Consider the following 17,170-nt stretch of genomic DNA (forward strand, 5'->3'; position numbering starts at 1 on the left):
TTTAGATGAGCAATTCCTTGAACATGACCTCGCTGGGCGACAACTACCGTGCGTTGGTGATTGGCGCCAGTGGCGCTCTGGGTACTGCGTTTTGCGAGTTGTTGCGTGCAGACCCGAACTGTGCGGCCGTGCGCGAACTGAGCCGCAGCACCTCGCCACGGCTTGATCTGGAAAACCCGGTCAGCATTGCCGACGCCGCCGCAGCAATGGCGGACGAGGCGCCGTATCAGTTAATCATTCATGCTGCGGGCTTGCTGCACCGCGGCACGATCCATCCAGAGAAAAGTATCGCGGCTATCGATCACGAAGCGCTGAGCGCGGTGTTTCAGGTCAACACATTGGGGCCTGCGATGGTGCTGCGTCATTTCCTGCCGCTGCTCGACCCCAAGGGCGCGATGGCTATGCTATCTGCCAAGGTCGGTAGCATCGGCGATAACCGGCTGGGCGGCTGGTACGCCTATCGCGCCTCCAAAGCGGCGTTGAACATGCTGATCAAAACCGCGGCCATCGAACTGGCCCGAACCCGTCCGCATAGCCGCTTGCTCAGCCTGCATCCAGGGACAGTCATTTCCGCTCTCTCGCAGCCTTTTCGCGGCGCTGCGGCGGCGCGGCCTGCCACGGTCGCGGCACACGAACTGTTATCACTGGTTGACCGCCTGACACCCGCTGACAGCGGCAACTTCTTTGCATATGACGGCGAGCCCCTACCCTGGTAGGCAAGGAGTGAATATTGAATCTGCAAGCACTGACACGACTGGCCGCCAACGGCGAGATACGCGAACTCGAACTGCTGTCGCTCGAAGGCGGCATCTACATCGCCCGCGCCCGGCTCGACAGCGGGCTCTTGACGCTGCTGGACGACCACGCCAAGCCCATGCACCTGCGCTCCACCACGCACTTGCGTGACTTGCTGCAGTCGGTCCCTGCACCGTCTTTCCCGTGCGTGCTGGTGCAACAGTGCGTTCACGATGAAATGTGCGGACGTCGCGAGGGACCGGTCGAGGCGCTGAGAATCCCTTTTTCACTGGTCGCCCCCTGGTGAGGTGATCGGGTGACAGCCGTTGCGCGCCAGGCCATGAAGGGCAAAGCCGCGCTTTGACTTGCCATCGTTGCTGGAAGACCCAACGTGAAAAAGAGTGAACTGCCGGTCAAAGTCTGCGCCGTGTGCGGGCTGCCCTTCACGTGGCGCAAGAAATGGGCGCGATGCTGGGACGACGTGCGCTACTGCTCGGAACGCTGCCGCCGCAACAAGGGCGCCGCACATTGATTGTTAACGGATTAGGCGGCGAATCTAATCTGACGAACGCCGCCAAATCCTGTATCAGTTCACGAGCCCGCGCGAGGCCCAGACTCTCATTGCTCATATGCTCCCACCTTTAATTGCAGGCGTAGGCACCGCAATGCCATGCCTTGCCGCTAATTTCACAGGCCGATGGAACTCATACTCCCGACATCGCCCTAAGCCTCACGTTTGCGTGCTGTGAGCACGCTGGTTCCAACTGAAGGGTTTTGCATTTCATGTCTTCAAGCACTGCTGCGGCAACCGCGCGCCACGACGGGAAACCTTCGTCGCCGGGCCGCCTGATCTTTATTTCCGTTCTCGTCGCCACCATGGGGGCACTCGCCTTCGGTTATGACACCGGCATCATCGCCGGCGCCCTGCCCTTCATGACATTGCCGGTCGATCAGGGCGGGCTCGGCCTCAACGCTTTCAGCGAAGGCCTCGTGACGGCATCACTCATCCTCGGCGCGGCGCTGGGATCACTCGGCAGCGGTTATCTGTCCGACCGCTTCGGCCGACGCCTCACCTTGCGCGTCCTCTCCCTGCTGTTCATTGCGGGCGCTCTGGGCACCGCGGTCGCATCGACCATCCCCTTCATGATTGCCGCACGCTTCTTGCTGGGCATCGCAGTGGGCGGCGGTTCGGCAACGGTCCCGGTGTTTATCGCCGAGATCGCCGGGCCATCACGCCGGGCACGGCTGGTCAGCCGCAATGAACTGATGATCGTCAGCGGCCAGTTACTGGCTTATGTCCTCAGCGCATTGCTCGCCGCCCTCCTGGCCACCCCGGGCATCTGGCGCTACATGCTGGCCATTGCCATGGTTCCTGGTGTGTTGCTACTGGTCGGCACGTTTTTCGTGCCTGCTTCGCCTCGCTGGCTGGCATCCAAAGGACGTTTCGACGAAGCCCAAGAGGTGCTTGAGCAGCTGCGTGACAACAAGGCCGATGCCCAGCGCGAAATCGAAGAAATGAAAACCCAGGACAAGCAAGCCCGCAGCCGTCCGCCGGTCAAAGAGCTGCTGCGCCAGGGTTGGGTCATCAAGCTGCTGCTGATCGGCGTGGGGCTGGGGTTTACTGCGCAGTTCACCGGGGTCAATGCATTCATGTATTACACCCCGATCATTCTCAAGAACACCGGCATGGGGACCAATGCCGCGCTGACGGCCACGATTGGCAACGGCGTAGTCTCGGTCATCGCCACCTTGCTGGGGATCTGGGCCATCGGACGCTTTGGTCGTCGTCATTTGCTGATGACCGGGCTGGTTGCGGTGGTGCTGGCCCAGGTGGCGTTGGGCTGCGTGTTGCAGTTCCTTCCCCAGAATCTGGTTCAGAGTTACGCCGCCCTCGCGTGCATCTTGCTGTTTCTGCTGTTCATGCAGATGTGCATCTCGCCGGTTTACTGGCTGCTGATGTCGGAACTGTTCCCGATGCAGGTGCGCGGGCTGCTGACCGGTACCGCCGTGTCGATGCAATGGATCTTCAACGCGAGCGTTGCCTTTACCTTCCCGATGGCACTGCAAGCCATCGGGAATCCGACGTTTTTCGTCTTCGCGGTGATCAACGTCGGTTCGCTGCTGTTCGTTTTCTTTTGCCTGCCTGAGACCAAGGGCAAGTCGCTTGAGCAGATTGAAAAGCACATGAAGAAAGAACTCTAGATCAGACACGCTGTACCCTGGTCACTGCTGAGCCGCGGCAACAAACCTCGATAGCATGTTTCTATAGGGGCTTTAGGCAGGATCAATTGGTCGGCACCGCAGCATCACTTTAACGTGCCGCCAGCCTACGTGGGTGGCGCATTGACATCGCCCGCCCAGCTGGCTTATTCAACTATAAATGGGGCGAATCGGGCCCCCGTACAACGCAGGTGCATTGATCAGATGAGCAACTCAGGACACATCACCGGACGCGTATTGCCCTGTAATCGCGATGATCTGATCAAGGTCCTGAAAGCCGCTGCTCATTCCGTTTCTTGCGAGTCCGCCTTACTCATGGGCGGTGACACCCTTGGTTGGGAAAAGATGGCCGAGTTCGGCCCTGCTTCGGGATCAATGCCCGTCGAAGCAGACGAGTCCTGGCTGAGAATGGCCACCTCCTACGGCGACGTGGTGCTGGTGGGTCGCGACATGCCGCTGCTCCATTCATCAGGCAACGCACCTCGCCCGACGATCATCTGCGTCGCCGTTCGCTGCCCGGACCATGCGCTGCTTGGCGTTTTTTTGTTGAGCAGTCCGCAGGCAGACACGCACCTGAGCGCTGCCCAGCGGTATGCGCTGCAAACCCAAGCCGCGCAACTGTCGAGCTACTTGAAACCGAGCTGGCCGGCCAAGGGGGTCTGTCGCGATGCCCGTTCGCTCGAACGCCTCAGGCTTTTGGAGTCAGTGGTGATCAATGCCAAGGACGCCATTCTGATCACCGAAGCGGAGACTATCGATAAACCCGGCCCGCGAATCGTTTACTGCAATCCCGCGTTCCTGAGCACCACCGGCTACTCCGAAGAAGAAGTCATCGGTCGCACGCCGCGCATCCTTCAATGCCCGGAAACCAACCGCGCCACGCTGGATGTGATTCGCGCCGCCCTGTCCAGCTGGCAACCCGTTGAGGTCGAAGTGGTCAATACGCGCAAGGACGGCAGCCAGTTCTGGGTGGAGCTGAGCATCGTGCCCGTGGCCAACGAAAAAGGCTGGTTTACCCATTGGGTGTCGGTGCAACGGGACATCACCGAGCGCAAGGAGGCCCAGCGTTTTGCCCAACAAGCGCGCATCGACTGGGAAGAAAAACTGGCCCTGGAAAGCCGGCTGCGAGAACGCGAGCGGATTTCCGAAGAACTGTCCTACATCGCTTTTCACGACGAACTGACGGCGCTCTACAACCGTGCCTACCTGATGAACGAACTGACGGCAGCTTTTCAGTCCAGCGACAGCGCCTTCGAGCGCGCGACGATTCTGTTCATGGATCTGGACGGGTTCAAGCTGGTGAATGACAGCATGGGCCATCTGGCCGGGGATCACTTGCTGGCGTGGGTCGCCAGGCGCTTGCAGGGATGCGTGCGATCCAACGATATACTGGCGCGGATCGGTGGCGACGAGTTCGCCATTCTGGTGCTTGGCAAAGACCAGCAGCAGGTGGCCGTCGACATTGCCGAGCGCATCGTCGCGCAACTGCACACGCCCATGACCATTGAAGATCAAGACATTTTCATCTCTTGCAGCATTGGCATCGTGACTGCCACTGAACGCCACTTGAAACCGGATGACTTGCTACGCGACGCCGATGTCGCGATGTATGCGGCAAAGAAGCAAGGTCGGGGGCGCTGGAGCATTTTTGACTCGTCCATGCGCAAGGCGGCGATTGATGCACTGGTGATTCAGAACGCCTTGCGTCAGGCGATCAAGGACAAGGACTTTCTGGTGTTCTATCAGCCGATCTACTGCGGCAGAACGGGCAGTCTGTCGGGCGTGGAGGCGCTGGTCAGATGGGCGCACCCGCATTTGGGCATCGTCGCGCCGGACGCCTTCATCCCGATCGCAGAAGACTTGGGGCTGATTCACGAACTGGGCGCTTGGGTGTTGCGCGAAGCCTGCACTGACGTTCAGTCATGGCGTAAAAACTTCCCCGATGTGAACTTGAGGCTCAACGTCAATGTATCCGGCAAACAGCTCATTCGTCCGGGGTTCGCTGATCTGGTGAGCCAGGTGACGGCGGAAACCGGGCTGCCTGCCACCCAATTGCAAATTGAAGTCACCGAGTCAGTATTCCTCCAGCAGCCGGAGTTTATTGCGCAGGTACTCCAAAGCATCCAACGCCTGGGCGTGCGGGTGGCGCTGGATGACTTTGGGACGGGATACAGCTCGTTGGGTTACATCGATCGCTACCCGATTGATGCAGTAAAAATCGACCGGTCGTTTGTCTCTCGGATGATGTTGCATGAACGCAGTGAAGCCATCGTTAGCAGCATCCTGTCACTGGGAAGAGCATTGAACCTCGATATAACCGCTGAAGGCGTGGAAACCACCGAACAATACGAGCGCCTGAAGGAGATGAACTGCCCCTACTTTCAGGGATATTTGCTAAGCCCGCCAATGCGGCCAGAAGATCTTGCGAAAATCATCGGTGCAGCTCGCGTTAGTGTTTGAAACGAATGCCAGCTAACTGGCATTCTGCAAACGCTATATTGCATTCCGTCTGGTAATTTCAGGGCGAGCCATTGGTTCATGACGGCTCGCCAACTCGCCGGTATGCTACGCAACCTCATGACGCATAGCATTGCACTTCACGGATCTGGAGATCTGCACGATGGTTCAAGGTTCGACCAGCACTCACAGCTTGCTGACTAATCACGAGCGCTCAGCGATTGCCGAGATAGAAGCAACTACCAATATTTTAAAGTTGGTCACGCGCCTGACAAATTTGCGGTTCGCCGGCATCGCCAAGTTTACTGACGTCGAGTGGGTCACCTGCTCCGTCTACGACACAGGCTTGTTAGGGATCGAAGCGGGTGAAGCCCTGGCGCTGGAAACCACGCTGTGCAGCGAGTTCTGTATCGACCCGAAGGCATTGTTCATCTCGCACATCAGCCAGCACGAACGCTACGCCGCGCGCCCGGTGGTCAAGCAATATGCGCTGGAAAGTTACGCGGGGGTGCCGATTTTCTTGCCCAATGGCCAATTGTATGGCGCGCTGTGCGCTCTGGATTCACGTCCGATGGTGTTCGATGATCCCAACCTGAGTGAGACCCTTGAGCTGTTCGCCAGGTTGATCGGCTGCATTTTCTTCGCCAACCTGCCGGACACCGAACAGGCGCTGTTCACCCATTGACGCCGGTCAGGCTGGAGCCAGTGCAGTCAGCACCAGATGCTCACTGCACACCACTCTGGAGCGGCCCTGCTCTTTGGCCAGATAAAGATGCTTGTCGGCACGGCTCAACAACTCGGTGGAGCTCGATCCGGCTTTGACCTCCGAGACCCCGGCGCTGAAGGAGTAGTGCACATAATCGCCTTCACCGTCCGAGGTATGGGCAAGTGCCTTGAGCAACGCATCCGCCGCGCCCTCGACTGAGGCAGCCGCGACCACCACGCCAAACTCCTCGCCGCCCAAGCGGCCGAAGTACACCAGCCCTGGTATGTTCGCGATCACATTGGCGAAGTGAATGAGCACTTGATCACCCACGTCGTGACCGAAGCTGTCGTTTATCTTCTTGAAGTTGTCGATGTCGAGCATCGCAAACCATAACTTTGAAGCGCTGGTGGCGCGTGATGACAGTTCCAGATTCTGCATCAATGCCCGGCGATTGGGCGCCTGCGTCAGCGGATCGGTCTCCGACAGGCTGCGGTATTTCTCTTGCAGGTTGTAGGCCTCGCGCATGGCCCGGGTAAACGTCAAGTTGATGTTCGCCCCCAAGAAAGTCGCACTCACAGCGGCAACATAATAAAGCGTCAGGTATGAGGGCGGCAGCGTTCCAACATTGATGTCCCACATGATGACCCAGACCGATAATGCGGCCATCAAGTAGTCTTTAACCTCAATATAAAAAGCACTCATCCCGGTGACGATCAAACAAGACACCACCAACGACCATAACTGGCCGCTTTCTGCCATCAGCAATAATTCGAACCGAAAGAGCATGGCCAGGAAGCCGACGTAGATCACACTGGCCACTCTCCACACCACAGAACTTGAGGCGTAAACCATTAACAACGAGTTGCAGAGCAGCGCCGCGAATACCAGACAGACCGCCGAACTCAGGCCGCTGTTGAAATAAGGATTGAAATACCAGCTAGCCGCCCACGCCACTATTCCCAGGCACTGCGTCAGCGTGGAAGGAAGGATCAGCGTCGTTTTCATGCGATTGTCTTGCCTCATGACGCTTGATACCTGAACACGCTGAGTAGTGGCGCAATAATATCATTGCAGGGTTTTGTTTGTTGAGTAACAGAGCATTCATCAATGACCGTTCGTAGATTTAAAGCCCACAAACTGCGCACTTGTCAGGATTAGTTATCAACGCGCGAGACTCGTTCACCCCCTTCTCGCAATGGCACGCATTCTTCAACTTGCGAGCCGCGAAGTCGTGGGCTGCTCGCAAGATTTTTCAAGCCTCATTACCACATCGCGCAGATTGATCAGGGTCATCCAGCGGTTCTGCTCGCCTCTGCCGATACTGACAAGGCTGCGCACGCGAGCGTTGACCGAGGCGCCATTGTTCATGCCGCTTTCCCAGCCAGCCGGGTGCTCGGATGCCGGATGGGTAAACGTTTCAATCGAGTCGGTGCCGTTGACCACCAGCCCGAAACTGCTGAATGCGCCTTTGACCAAAAGCACGCGTGTGCGGGCGTTTTCTGCCGACGTCGAGCCCTCTATCAAACTGCTCAGGCATACCAGCGGAATCTGCTCGCCGCGCAGATTAAAGCTGCCCATCAGATGCGAGTCACGTTGGCCGAAAATGACGTAGCGTTCTGGCATGTCGAGAATTTCCTGAACCTGATCCAGGGGCACCACAAACTGCACAGGAGCGCGGAACACCAGGCACGTCTGGCCGGACTGGACGGAGCGCAGTGCGGACGTGTCCTGGCCTGGCGCAACGGGCTGGTAGATTTTGGCGAAGTTGAGGGTCTGCGGGCGTTCCAGCAACGTGCGATGTTCAATCAACAGCGCCTGCTCGCCGTTTTCAACTCCGATGACGCCGGCGAACAGCTCCGGTTCGCGCAGGCCGTAAGTCGAAAGCGGCAGGATGTCGCTGGCCCGAGCGCGAATGATCGCCACCATTCGGTCGTACACCAGTCCGATGCGATAGCCCTCGCGGGACGTCAACACCAGCAACTGATCCTGCTCACCGGCGGCGTCCGCATTCTCCACGCCCAATACCCGGCTCAGGCTCAGTGCGGGCACATCGACCCCGCGCCGATTGGTGACGCCCAGACAGTAATCGACGCCAAACTTGCTGGGCGCCATCGTGGGCTTGTCCACCAGTTCAGTGATGGCTTTTGCATCGACGGCGTAGCGTTTCTGCTCGCACTCAAACACCAACAAGTGGTGCGACACCTGCGACGCTTCCAGCACCTGCGCCACTTGCCCGGCATCGCCTGCGCGGGCGGTCAGCACCTCCGGCAAGCCAGACAGCGCCTGCAAGTCGAGCAGGTAGACCATCCGTTCGTTATCCACCAGTGCCAACTCTGGCAGCAGTGCAAAGGTTGATGATTGCCCGCTCAAATGACATAGGGTTCGCGATTCAATTTTCATGACATCGCTGACCCCGTTGACCGCAATCCCCAGGCGCCGACCCAGATGATTGACGATGGCGACCATTTCCGTCGGTTGCCCAGCGGGCACATCGCACTCGCCCAGCAGCGAACGCAGGTCAATCAACGGCAGCGCGTGCCCTCGCAGGCAGAACATGCCCACCAGCGCGCCCCGTTGCGAGGGGTGGGGCTGCAACCGGCTCGGCCAGTCGATCACCTGTTCCAACGCATGGGCATCGACGGCGAACTCCATGCCCGCAAGCTTGAGCACCCCGAACGCGCGGGATTCGTTCATGCCTGCTCAGCCAGGACAGCATTGTTCAGGCTGCCCCCCAAGCCGTTGGCCGCCTTGATACGGTTGAGTTCGTTGATCAGCGTAGACACCCGCTCCGCCAGATGCTGTTGCTCATGGGTGGCTTCGCCAATGGTGCTCATCGCGCCGTTGGTTCTGGCAACCCCGGCCACGATGCGCTCGAAGGCGCTGCCCGCACTGCGAGAGATCTCGCTGCCGCTCTTGATACGGCGCACGGTTTCCTGAATCAGCTTGTTGATTTCAGTGGTGGCCTGGGAGGATTTCTCGGCCAGTTTGCGCACCTCGTCGGCAACCACCGAGAAGCCCAGGCCGTGCTCACCGGCACGGGCTGCTTCGATGGCGGCGTTGAACGCCAACATGTTGGTCTGCCCGGCAATTTTGCTGATGACCTCAATGATTTCCTGAATGTCCTCCGCCGATTTGCCGATGGTGTCCATCGCCACCGCTGCCTCGTTCAGCGTTTGCGAGCCGCGCTGCGCTTCGTCCTGAGTGATGCGCGCCTGGTCGTTGGCATCGCCGGTGGTTTTGACCACGTCGGCAATGGCAGACATCAACTGTGCAACGGACTCATCCATCGCCTGCGTCTTGGCTTCGATGGCTTCTTCAAGCTCCACTTGGGCGGTGATGTCGGTCGCGAACTTCACCACTTTATAAGGCTGCCCATTGGCGTCGAGCACCGGGTTATAGGTCGCCTGAATCCAGATGTTCTGACCGTATTTACTGATGCGCTTGAAACGGCCGTTGAAAAACTTGCCACTGCCCAGCGCGCTCCAGAACTCGCGATAGGCGGTGGTCTTCACGTATTCCGGCTCGCAGAACAAGCGGTGGTGCTGGCCTTTGAGCTCTTCAGGACGGTACCCGAGCAACTCCAGAAAGTTGGTGTTGGCGGTCAGGATATTGCCGCTCAGGTCAAATTCGATCACGCCCTGGGCACGGTTCATGGCATTGACTTTGCCTTCGTGCTCCATGGTGCGGATCTTGGTTTCAGTCACGTCAGTGGCAAACTTCACGATCTTGTAGGCACGCCCCTGTCCGTCGAGAATCGGGTTGTAGGACGCTTGAATCCAGACTTCCCTGCCGTCCTTGCCCACACGCTTGTACTCGTTGGAGTCGTACTCGCCCTGCCCCAGCTTTTCCCAGAACTCGCGGTAAGCGTGGGTGGCCGCGTAATCGGGCTCACAGAACATGCGATGGTGCTGACCTACCACTTCATCCAGCGAGTAGCCCATTGCCGCGAGAAACCTGTCGTTGGCGGTCAGCACATGGCCGTCAGGCGAGAACTCGATCAACGCCTGGGAGCGCTCGATGGCTGCGATCTTGCTCTCCCACTCGGCGTTGCGGTTACGGGCCTCGGTGACATCGCTGGCGAACTTGACGATCTTGAAGGGTTTGCCGCTACTGTCCATGACGGGGTTATAGGTCGCCTGCAACCAGATCTGCCGACCATCCTTGGCTTGGCGCTGATATTGACCGGCGTCGAATTTGCCGGTGCCGAGCTTCTCCCAGAACATCAGGTATTCTTTGCTGGTCGCGTAATCTGGCATGCAAAACAGACGGTGATGACGGCCGCGGATTTCGTCCAGGTCATAGCCCATGCAGGTCAGAAAATTATCGTTGGCATAGAGCACGTTGCCCTGGAGATCAAACTCGATCACGGCTTGAGAACGGTCAATGGCACTGAGCAAGGAGCTGAGGTCGGCCCCGGATTGGGTCAGGTCTGCAGCGCGGTCGGGTAGTAGGGTCATGGCAAAATCCGCAAAATGTTCTGAGTGGGCCGGGATCCTTCCCGGAGGTTAATGTTCAGCGGTATACAAGAGCCGTGGTGTGAAAATGACATCACTCAAAATACTCCATGAATCGCCGACAATTTTCGCATCGTTCTTTTGTATCGGCATCGCTTTGAAAAGCTATAGAGACGGGATTAGGTGCAGGAATCAGAGAACGTACGGTCAACGCTGGGGTGTTGCGACGGGTGCGTAACTACGCCTCCAAAACTCACAGAGAGAAGGTGAAAATAATGTCAACCGTTCACGCATCAGCCGAGGTGGGTTTTACAGCGCAAGCGGGGACCTATGCCAAGACTCCCGCGCCCTCCGGGCAGAAGCAGAGTTACATGCGCTGGACAATCAACGTCCTCCAGGCAGACTCGAGATTGCATGCTCCGCTCGCTGAGCTGTTCTTGATTCTGCCGCAGGCGTGGAAGCTGGCCGGGCGGCGTTCCGTTTGCCAGCGATCTGCCGGGAACCGGCAGGAAGTAATGCACCCGACAGGTCAGGGACAACTGAATTCGCCGGTTTTGGGGCAGCTGCGCTGCCCATCGTCGGCAAGCCGGACTCCCACGCCCTTCGGGCAGAAGCAGAGCCTTGGCCCTCGCAAGTGCGGCACGCCCCCAAACTTCCCAATAAAAAACCCGCCACAGTGATGCTGGCGGGTTTTTTAATGCGTCGGTGATATCGGTAGCGACGCTCATTACACCGCAGCGGTTAAAACGCTGCGGTGTGTTACGCGATTACCGGCTCACGCTCACTGCTTGCGTTTTTTGGTCGAAGCAGGCTTCAACTCGAACAGCAACACCGAACGTCCAGTCACCGCGTATTCCGCGCCGAACGGGAAGGACTCACCCGGCTCGAAGTCGCTCTGATTGGTGTCCAGTTGCAGGATCCACTGCTGACCTTGCGGCACCTCCGGCAGGGTGAAACCCACTACATCGTGGTGCGCGTTGAGGATCACCAACAGCGAGTGATCGATACCGGCACGGCGGATACCACTGGCCTGACTGCGACCGTCGAGCAAGATACCCATGCAGCGGCTGCTACCGTCCTGCCACTGCTCGACACCCATTTCGCCGCCGTTTGGCTGGATCCAGCTGACATCCTTAACGCCCATGCTCTCGTCGAACTCGCCTGTGAAGAAGCGGTTACGGCGCAGCAACGGATAGCGGTTGCGCAACTCGATCAGGTAACGAACAAACTCCTGCAGTTCGTTACTTTTCTCGCTGACGTTCCAGTCGACCCAGCCGATCTCGCTGTCCTGACAGTAGGCATTGTTGCTGCCGCCTTGAGTGCGGGCGAACTCGTCACCGGCCAACAGCATCGGCGTGCCCTGGGACAGGAACAGCGTCGACAGCAGGTTGCGCATCTGACGATAACGCAGCTCGATGATTTCCGGGTCTTCGGTCGGGCCTTCGACGCCGCAGTTCCACGAACGGTTGTCGGAGTGACCGTCGCGGTTGTCTTCACCATTGGCCTCGTTGTGCTTCTCGTTGTACGACACCAGGTCGTTCAGCGTGAAACCATCGTGCGCGGTGATGAAGTTGACCGACGACGCAGGCTTACGGCCGCGTCGATTGAACTGATCGCCCGAGCCCAGGAAGATTTTCGCGAAATCGCCCAGCATCTCGTCGTCGCCTTTCCAGAAGGCCCGGGAAATGTCACGGAACTTGTCGTTCCACTCCATCCAGCCCGGTGGAAAGTTACCCACCTGATACCCGCCTGGACCGCAGTCCCACGGCTCGGCAACCAGCTTGACCTTGGCCAGCACCGGGTCCTGACGACACGCGTCGAGGAAACCACCACCTTCGGTGAAGCCATGAGCCTCACGGCCGAGGATGGTCGCCAGGTCGAAGCGGAAACCGTCAACGCCCATTTCCGAACTCCAGTAACGCAAGGAGTCGGTGACCATCTGCAACACGCACGGATGGCTCATGTTCAGGGTGTTGCCGGTGCCTGTGTCGTTGATGTAGTAACGCGCATCATCTGGCATCAGGCGGTAGTAGTTGGCGTTGTCGATCCCCTTGAGCGACAGGGTCGGGCCCATTTCGTTGCCTTCGGCGGTGTGGTTGTAAACCACGTCCAGGATCACTTCCAGGCCGGCCTTGTGGAAGCGCGACACCATGACCTTGAACTCACCGATCGATTGCCCGGCCATGTAGCGAGCATGCGGGGCGAAGAAGCCCAGGGTGTTGTAACCCCAGAAGTTGTGCAGGCCCTTTTCCAGCAGATGGTTGTCATCCAGGAAGTAATGCACCGGCATCAACTCGACCGAGGTCACGCCCAGCGAGCGAATGTACTCGACCACATCGTTCTCATGGAACGCTGCGAACGTGCCGCGCTCGGACTCACGCACCGACGGGTGACGCATGGTGAAGCCACGCACATGGGTCTCATAAAAAATGGTGTTTTCCCACGGCACGTTCGGCTTGGCGGTTCTGCCCCAGGTAAACGCCGGGTCGATCACCCGGCAACGTGGCATGAAAGGCGCACTGTCACGCTCGTCGAAGGACAAATCGCCGTCAGGGTGCCCGACGGTGTAACCAAACAGCGCATCGTCCCACTGCAATTCACCGGAAATCTGCTTGGCGTACGGATCGATCAACAATTTGTTGTGGTTGAAGCGATGGCCGTTGGCCGGCTCATACGGACCGTGCACGCGATAGCCGTACAGGGTCCCGGGGCGTGCGTCGGGCAGGTAACCGTGCCAGATCTCGTTAGTGAACTCAGGCAGCGCGATGCGCTCGACCTCTTCGTTTGTCTCGGCATCGAACAAACACAGTTCTACTTTTGTAGCGTTCGCAGAAAATATTGCGAAATTGACACCCGTCCCATCCCAGGTCGCACCCAACGGGTATGGCAGGCCTTCGTTTACACGGCTGGCAGGACGATCCTGGCTTGCTGCGCTGTCGCTCACTGATTGACCAGTCATGATCAAACGCTCCGGAAATAGATTGGGCTAACTCATCGTGTGACCAAAAGGGTCTAAGGATAGAAGCTGAGCGCGCCAAACAGTTCAGGCTAATTGCAGTTCAGCGCCCTGCCCTGATCAAATCCTTGATCTGCGACGCCAGTGCATCCAGTCCAAAGGGTTTGGTGAGCACTTCGGTGAGCGGTTCAAGGTGGCATTTATCCAACACCGAGGTCTCGGCGTAACCGGTGATGAACAACACCGGCAGGCCCGGACGGCATTCACGTGCGGCGTTGGCCATCTGCCGGCCGTTCATGCCGCCCGGAAGCCCGATATCTGAAATCAACAGGTCGATGCGCGCATCCGATTGCAGCACTTGCAGCACTTGCAGACCGGCAAACGCGTCCGCCGCTTCGATGATCGTGTAGCCCAGATCCGAGAGCACTTCGGACACAAGCATTCGCACCGACGCCTCGTCGTCCACCACCAATACGATCTCGCCCTGGCCGATCAGCGGCTCGCTGGCAACCGGTAGCGCCGGTTCCTGCTGCACGACTTGCGTGATGTGACGCGGCAGGTGCATCACCACCGTCGTGCCCTGCCCCTCGACTGATTCAACCTTGATCTGGCCTCCGGACTGCCGCACGAAGCCGTAAACCATCGACAAGCCGAGGCCGGTGCCTGCGCCAATGGGTTTGGTGGTGAAAAACGGATCGAAGGCTTTGGACACCACTGCCGAGCTCATGCCCATGCCGTCATCGGACACACGAATGCACAGGTGCTCGCCCGCGATCAGGGCGGGCTCCGAGTCCAGACGAGGGTCAAGCCATTCATTGGCGGTTTCTATAACGATGCGGCCGCCTTGAGGCATGGCATCGCGCGAGTTCAGGCATAGGTTCAGCAGGGAATTTTCGAGCTGAGCCGAGTCGATCAGCGCTGGCCACAGTTCACTATTGGCCGTCACTTTCAGCTCGATGGAAGAGCCCACCGTACGCGTGATCAGCTCCTCCATACCCCCAATGAGCCCGTTGACGTCAGTGACTTGGGGCGACAGCGTCTGCCGACGGGAGAATGCCAGCAGCCGGTGAGTCAAAGACGCGGCGCGGCGAACGGCGCCCTGAGCCACATTCACGTACTTTTCGACATCGGTCAGACGCCCTTGCCCCAAGCGGGTGCTGATCAGCTCCAGACTGCCGGATATCCCGGCCAGCAAGTTATTGAAGTCGTGCGCAATACCACCGGTTAATTGCCCGACCGCTTCCATTTTTTGCGAATGCCGCAGCACTTCTTCGATTTGTTCACGTTCGAGGATGGCTTGCGCAATGCGCTGTTCGAGGGTCTGATTGAGTTCCTGCAGTGCCGCTTCGGCCTTGACTCTGGCCGAGACGTCTATTGATGAGCCGATAAGGCCGATGACATTACCGTCTGCATTGACCAGTGGCGTCTTGACCGACAGCCAGGTGGCAGCCGAACCGTCGGCCAGGTTGACCACTTCTTCTAGTTGCTCGCCTTGGCCGCTGTCCATGATCCGGCGGTCTGTGGCCATGATGACCTGCGCCTGAGCCTTGTCATCGAAAAACTCGTAATCGGTCTTGCCGAGGTAAAACTCCGGCGGCTTGCCGATCAGCAGCGACGTGCCCTGATTGGCCACCAACATTCTGCCTTCCAGATCCTTGGCATACACCACGCCCGGCACGGCGGCAGTAAAGGTTCGCAGCAGCGTGGTTACCCGGTCGCGCTCGACTTCGGCAGCACGCCGGGAGTTAACGTCCAGCAGCACGCCGGGGAAACGCCTGGCCCGCCCATCCGACCCGGTCTCGACCCGTCCGTTGGCCTCAATCCAGCGGTAAACGCCGTCGGTATTCAGCACCCGATATTCACAGCGATAATCGCCACCCACGGCCAGCGCCAGGGTAATTGCCTCATCGACACGCGACACGTCCTCCGGATGAATGGATTGCGTGACCAGTTCCAAGGGCAGTCCTTCGCGGCACATTTGCACGGATAACCCGAACGAGCGGGCGAACCGCTCGTCAGCGGTAAAGCGGTCGGTCGGCACATCCCAGACCCACGTACCGACGATCGCGCCGGAATCCAGGGCCAGTTGCAGCCGCTCCGACGCTTCTTGTGCCTGCGAATCGAGTGGATGCGATTCGCTCGGGTGATCACCAGATATCACGTTACTCAAGACCAACGACTCCCCTGAGTGCCGTGCTGCGGACACCCTGTCAGATGGAAATTCCTACCGACGACCGCTCGCGGCAGCGCTCGTCGCGATCCCAATGACTTGCACCGGTTTCTTCCAGTAAGCGGGATCGGCATGCTATGCACTGGATGGCCAACTCTTTCTTGACAGGCGCCGGGGTGGCGAGTTCTACCGAACTTGCGAATTCCCCGCAACGTCAGCCTCCATGAATGCAGACAACTCCACGCGCAAGTGTGGCTTTTCTGCAGCACGGCAAAAGCACGCCTTCCGTCGCCTGATCGGCAAGTTGGGGTGTCCGCCGCTCAACTCCGGCCGGGTTCGGCCGTAAAGCACTACAGCCAACCTTGATTCGGAATTGCCCTATGTCCCTGTTACCCAACCGCATCGCTGCACGCATGACCCTTGGCATTCTGAGTTTGCTGGGACTGACGGCGGTGGCGATTTTCGCGGTCATGACGCTGGGCGGCAAGCCGCAGCTGGTGGCAGCCGGCACAGAAGCCGCCGAACAGTCCGCCAGCGCGATCACCCGCCAACTGGCGTTGCAACTCAACCGAATCGAGGGCACGACGGCCGCCATGGCGCACCTCGCCGAAAGCCTGCCCCACGACGAGGCCTTGGTGAAAGCCAATCTGCCCAACGTGATCGACAGTCAGGGTGACGCCGCGATTGCCGGTGGCGGGCTGTGGCCTGAACCGAACGCATTTGGCCCGGGCATCGAGCGCCGCAGTTTTTTCTGGGCGCGTAATGCCGGCAACGGTCTGGATTACTCGGATGAATACAACCTGGCGCAGACGGCGCCCTATCACGCAGAGTCGTGGTATGTCGGCGCTAAAACGGCCCCGGCCGGACGCTGCGTCTGGTCGGATGCCTATCAAGACCCGGTCAGTGGCGTCGCGATGACCACCTGCAGCGTGCCTTACCGGGCTAACGGCGCCTTTGCAGGCGTTGCCACTCTGGACCTCAAACTCGACGGCTTGGCAGACTTCCTCAAGTCCAATGGCGCCGTCACCGGGGGGTATGCCTTCGCGGTAGACCCGGCCGGCAACCTGCTGTTTTTCCCCGACGCCAAAAGTAGCAAGGGGCTCCCGACCGTCGCCAACCTCGTCCAGCAACAACCCTGGCTGCAACCGGTCGCCGCGAGTCTGGCCAACAAGACCAAAGCTGCCACCACGCTGTATCTGGAGCATGATGCACGGCTCGACGGCCCGGCCTACGTGACCCTGCAAACCATGGAAGGCACCGGCTGGCGCATCGGTCTGGTGACGCCCGAAGCGCGGGTCGTAGGCCTGGCCAACCGCCTGACGGGTCAGATCCTGATGTTCCTGCTGCCGCTGCTGGGCATTTTGCTTGGGTTGGCGTGGCTGGCCGGTAAACGCCTGCTGGCGCAACTGGAAGAAACCACCGCGCAGATCGAACGTCTGGGCCAGGGTGGCCAGGCCGGCGCAGAACTGGAT

General features: G+C 59.1%; 11 protein-coding genes and 1 pseudogene. 7 read left to right on the forward strand and 5 right to left on the reverse strand.

Features of this window, described 5'->3' with window-relative positions; translation table 11 throughout:
• Nucleotides 1-5: 5 nt before the first annotated feature.
• The 6 genes from OYW20_RS13125 (at nt 6) to OYW20_RS13150 (ending at nt 6,097) form a co-directional block, all read left to right on the forward strand.
• Nucleotides 6-716: an SDR family NAD(P)-dependent oxidoreductase gene (locus OYW20_RS13125; protein ID WP_268796421.1), complete on the forward strand. Its 711-nt coding sequence runs from the start codon at nt 6-8 to the stop codon at nt 714-716.
• A gap of 14 nt (nt 717-730) precedes the next feature.
• Nucleotides 731-1,042, forward strand: a complete 312-nt coding sequence (locus OYW20_RS13130; protein ID WP_268796422.1) for a DUF6482 family protein — start codon at nt 731-733, stop codon at nt 1,040-1,042.
• Between the two features lie 84 nt (nt 1,043-1,126).
• The gene (locus OYW20_RS13135) at nt 1,127-1,267 is read left to right on the forward strand and encodes a DUF2256 domain-containing protein (protein ID WP_268796424.1); all 141 of its coding nucleotides are present in this window, start codon (nt 1,127-1,129) and stop codon (nt 1,265-1,267) included.
• Nucleotides 1,268-1,518: 251 nt separating this feature from the next.
• Nucleotides 1,519-2,937, forward strand: coding sequence for a sugar porter family MFS transporter (locus tag OYW20_RS13140; protein ID WP_268796425.1), 1,419 nt, complete (start codon nt 1,519-1,521; stop codon nt 2,935-2,937).
• A gap of 222 nt (nt 2,938-3,159) precedes the next feature.
• On the forward strand, nt 3,160-5,415 hold the full coding sequence (locus OYW20_RS13145) for a putative bifunctional diguanylate cyclase/phosphodiesterase (RefSeq protein ID WP_268796426.1): 2,256 nt from the start codon (nt 3,160-3,162) through the stop codon (nt 5,413-5,415).
• Nucleotides 5,416-5,575: 160 nt separating this feature from the next.
• Nucleotides 5,576-6,097, forward strand: coding sequence for a GAF domain-containing protein (locus OYW20_RS13150; protein ID WP_268796427.1), 522 nt, complete (start codon nt 5,576-5,578; stop codon nt 6,095-6,097).
• Between the two features lie 6 nt (nt 6,098-6,103).
• Here OYW20_RS13150 and OYW20_RS13155 read toward each other — a convergent pair whose 3' ends face one another.
• The 5 genes from OYW20_RS13155 to OYW20_RS13175 form a co-directional block, all read right to left on the reverse strand.
• Complete coding sequence (locus OYW20_RS13155; protein WP_268796429.1) at nt 6,104-7,123, reverse strand: GGDEF domain-containing protein; 1,020 nt, start codon at nt 7,121-7,123, stop codon at nt 6,104-6,106.
• A 204-nt stretch (nt 7,124-7,327) separates the two neighbouring features.
• Nucleotides 7,328-8,812 carry a chemotaxis protein CheW gene (locus OYW20_RS13160; protein WP_268796430.1) on the reverse strand — a complete coding sequence of 495 codons (1,485 nt, stop codon included), beginning with the start codon at nt 8,810-8,812 and terminating at the stop codon, nt 7,328-7,330.
• Nucleotides 8,809-10,575, reverse strand: a complete 1,767-nt coding sequence (locus OYW20_RS13165; RefSeq protein ID WP_328284780.1) for a PAS domain-containing methyl-accepting chemotaxis protein — start codon at nt 10,573-10,575, stop codon at nt 8,809-8,811. Before OYW20_RS13165 ends, OYW20_RS13160 begins: the two co-directional genes overlap by 4 nt.
• A gap of 778 nt (nt 10,576-11,353) precedes the next feature.
• Nucleotides 11,354-13,531 (reverse strand): glycogen debranching protein GlgX, encoded by a 2,178-nt coding sequence (gene glgX, locus OYW20_RS13170; RefSeq protein WP_268796431.1) that lies wholly within the window; start codon nt 13,529-13,531, stop codon nt 11,354-11,356.
• Nucleotides 13,532-13,631: 100 nt separating this feature from the next.
• Complete coding sequence (locus OYW20_RS13175) at nt 13,632-15,698, reverse strand: hybrid sensor histidine kinase/response regulator (RefSeq protein WP_268796432.1); 2,067 nt, start codon at nt 15,696-15,698, stop codon at nt 13,632-13,634.
• Between the two features lie 470 nt (nt 15,699-16,168).
• Between OYW20_RS13175 and OYW20_RS26285 the strand changes: the two are divergent.
• A pseudogene (locus OYW20_RS26285) lies at nt 16,169-16,912 on the forward strand (cache domain-containing protein); the annotation flags it as partial.
• Nucleotides 16,913-17,170 lie beyond the last annotated feature (258 nt).

Origin of the sequence: Pseudomonas sp. BSw22131, assembly GCF_026810445.1 — a bacterium.
GTDB lineage: Bacteria > Pseudomonadota > Gammaproteobacteria > Pseudomonadales > Pseudomonadaceae > Aquipseudomonas > Aquipseudomonas huanghezhanensis.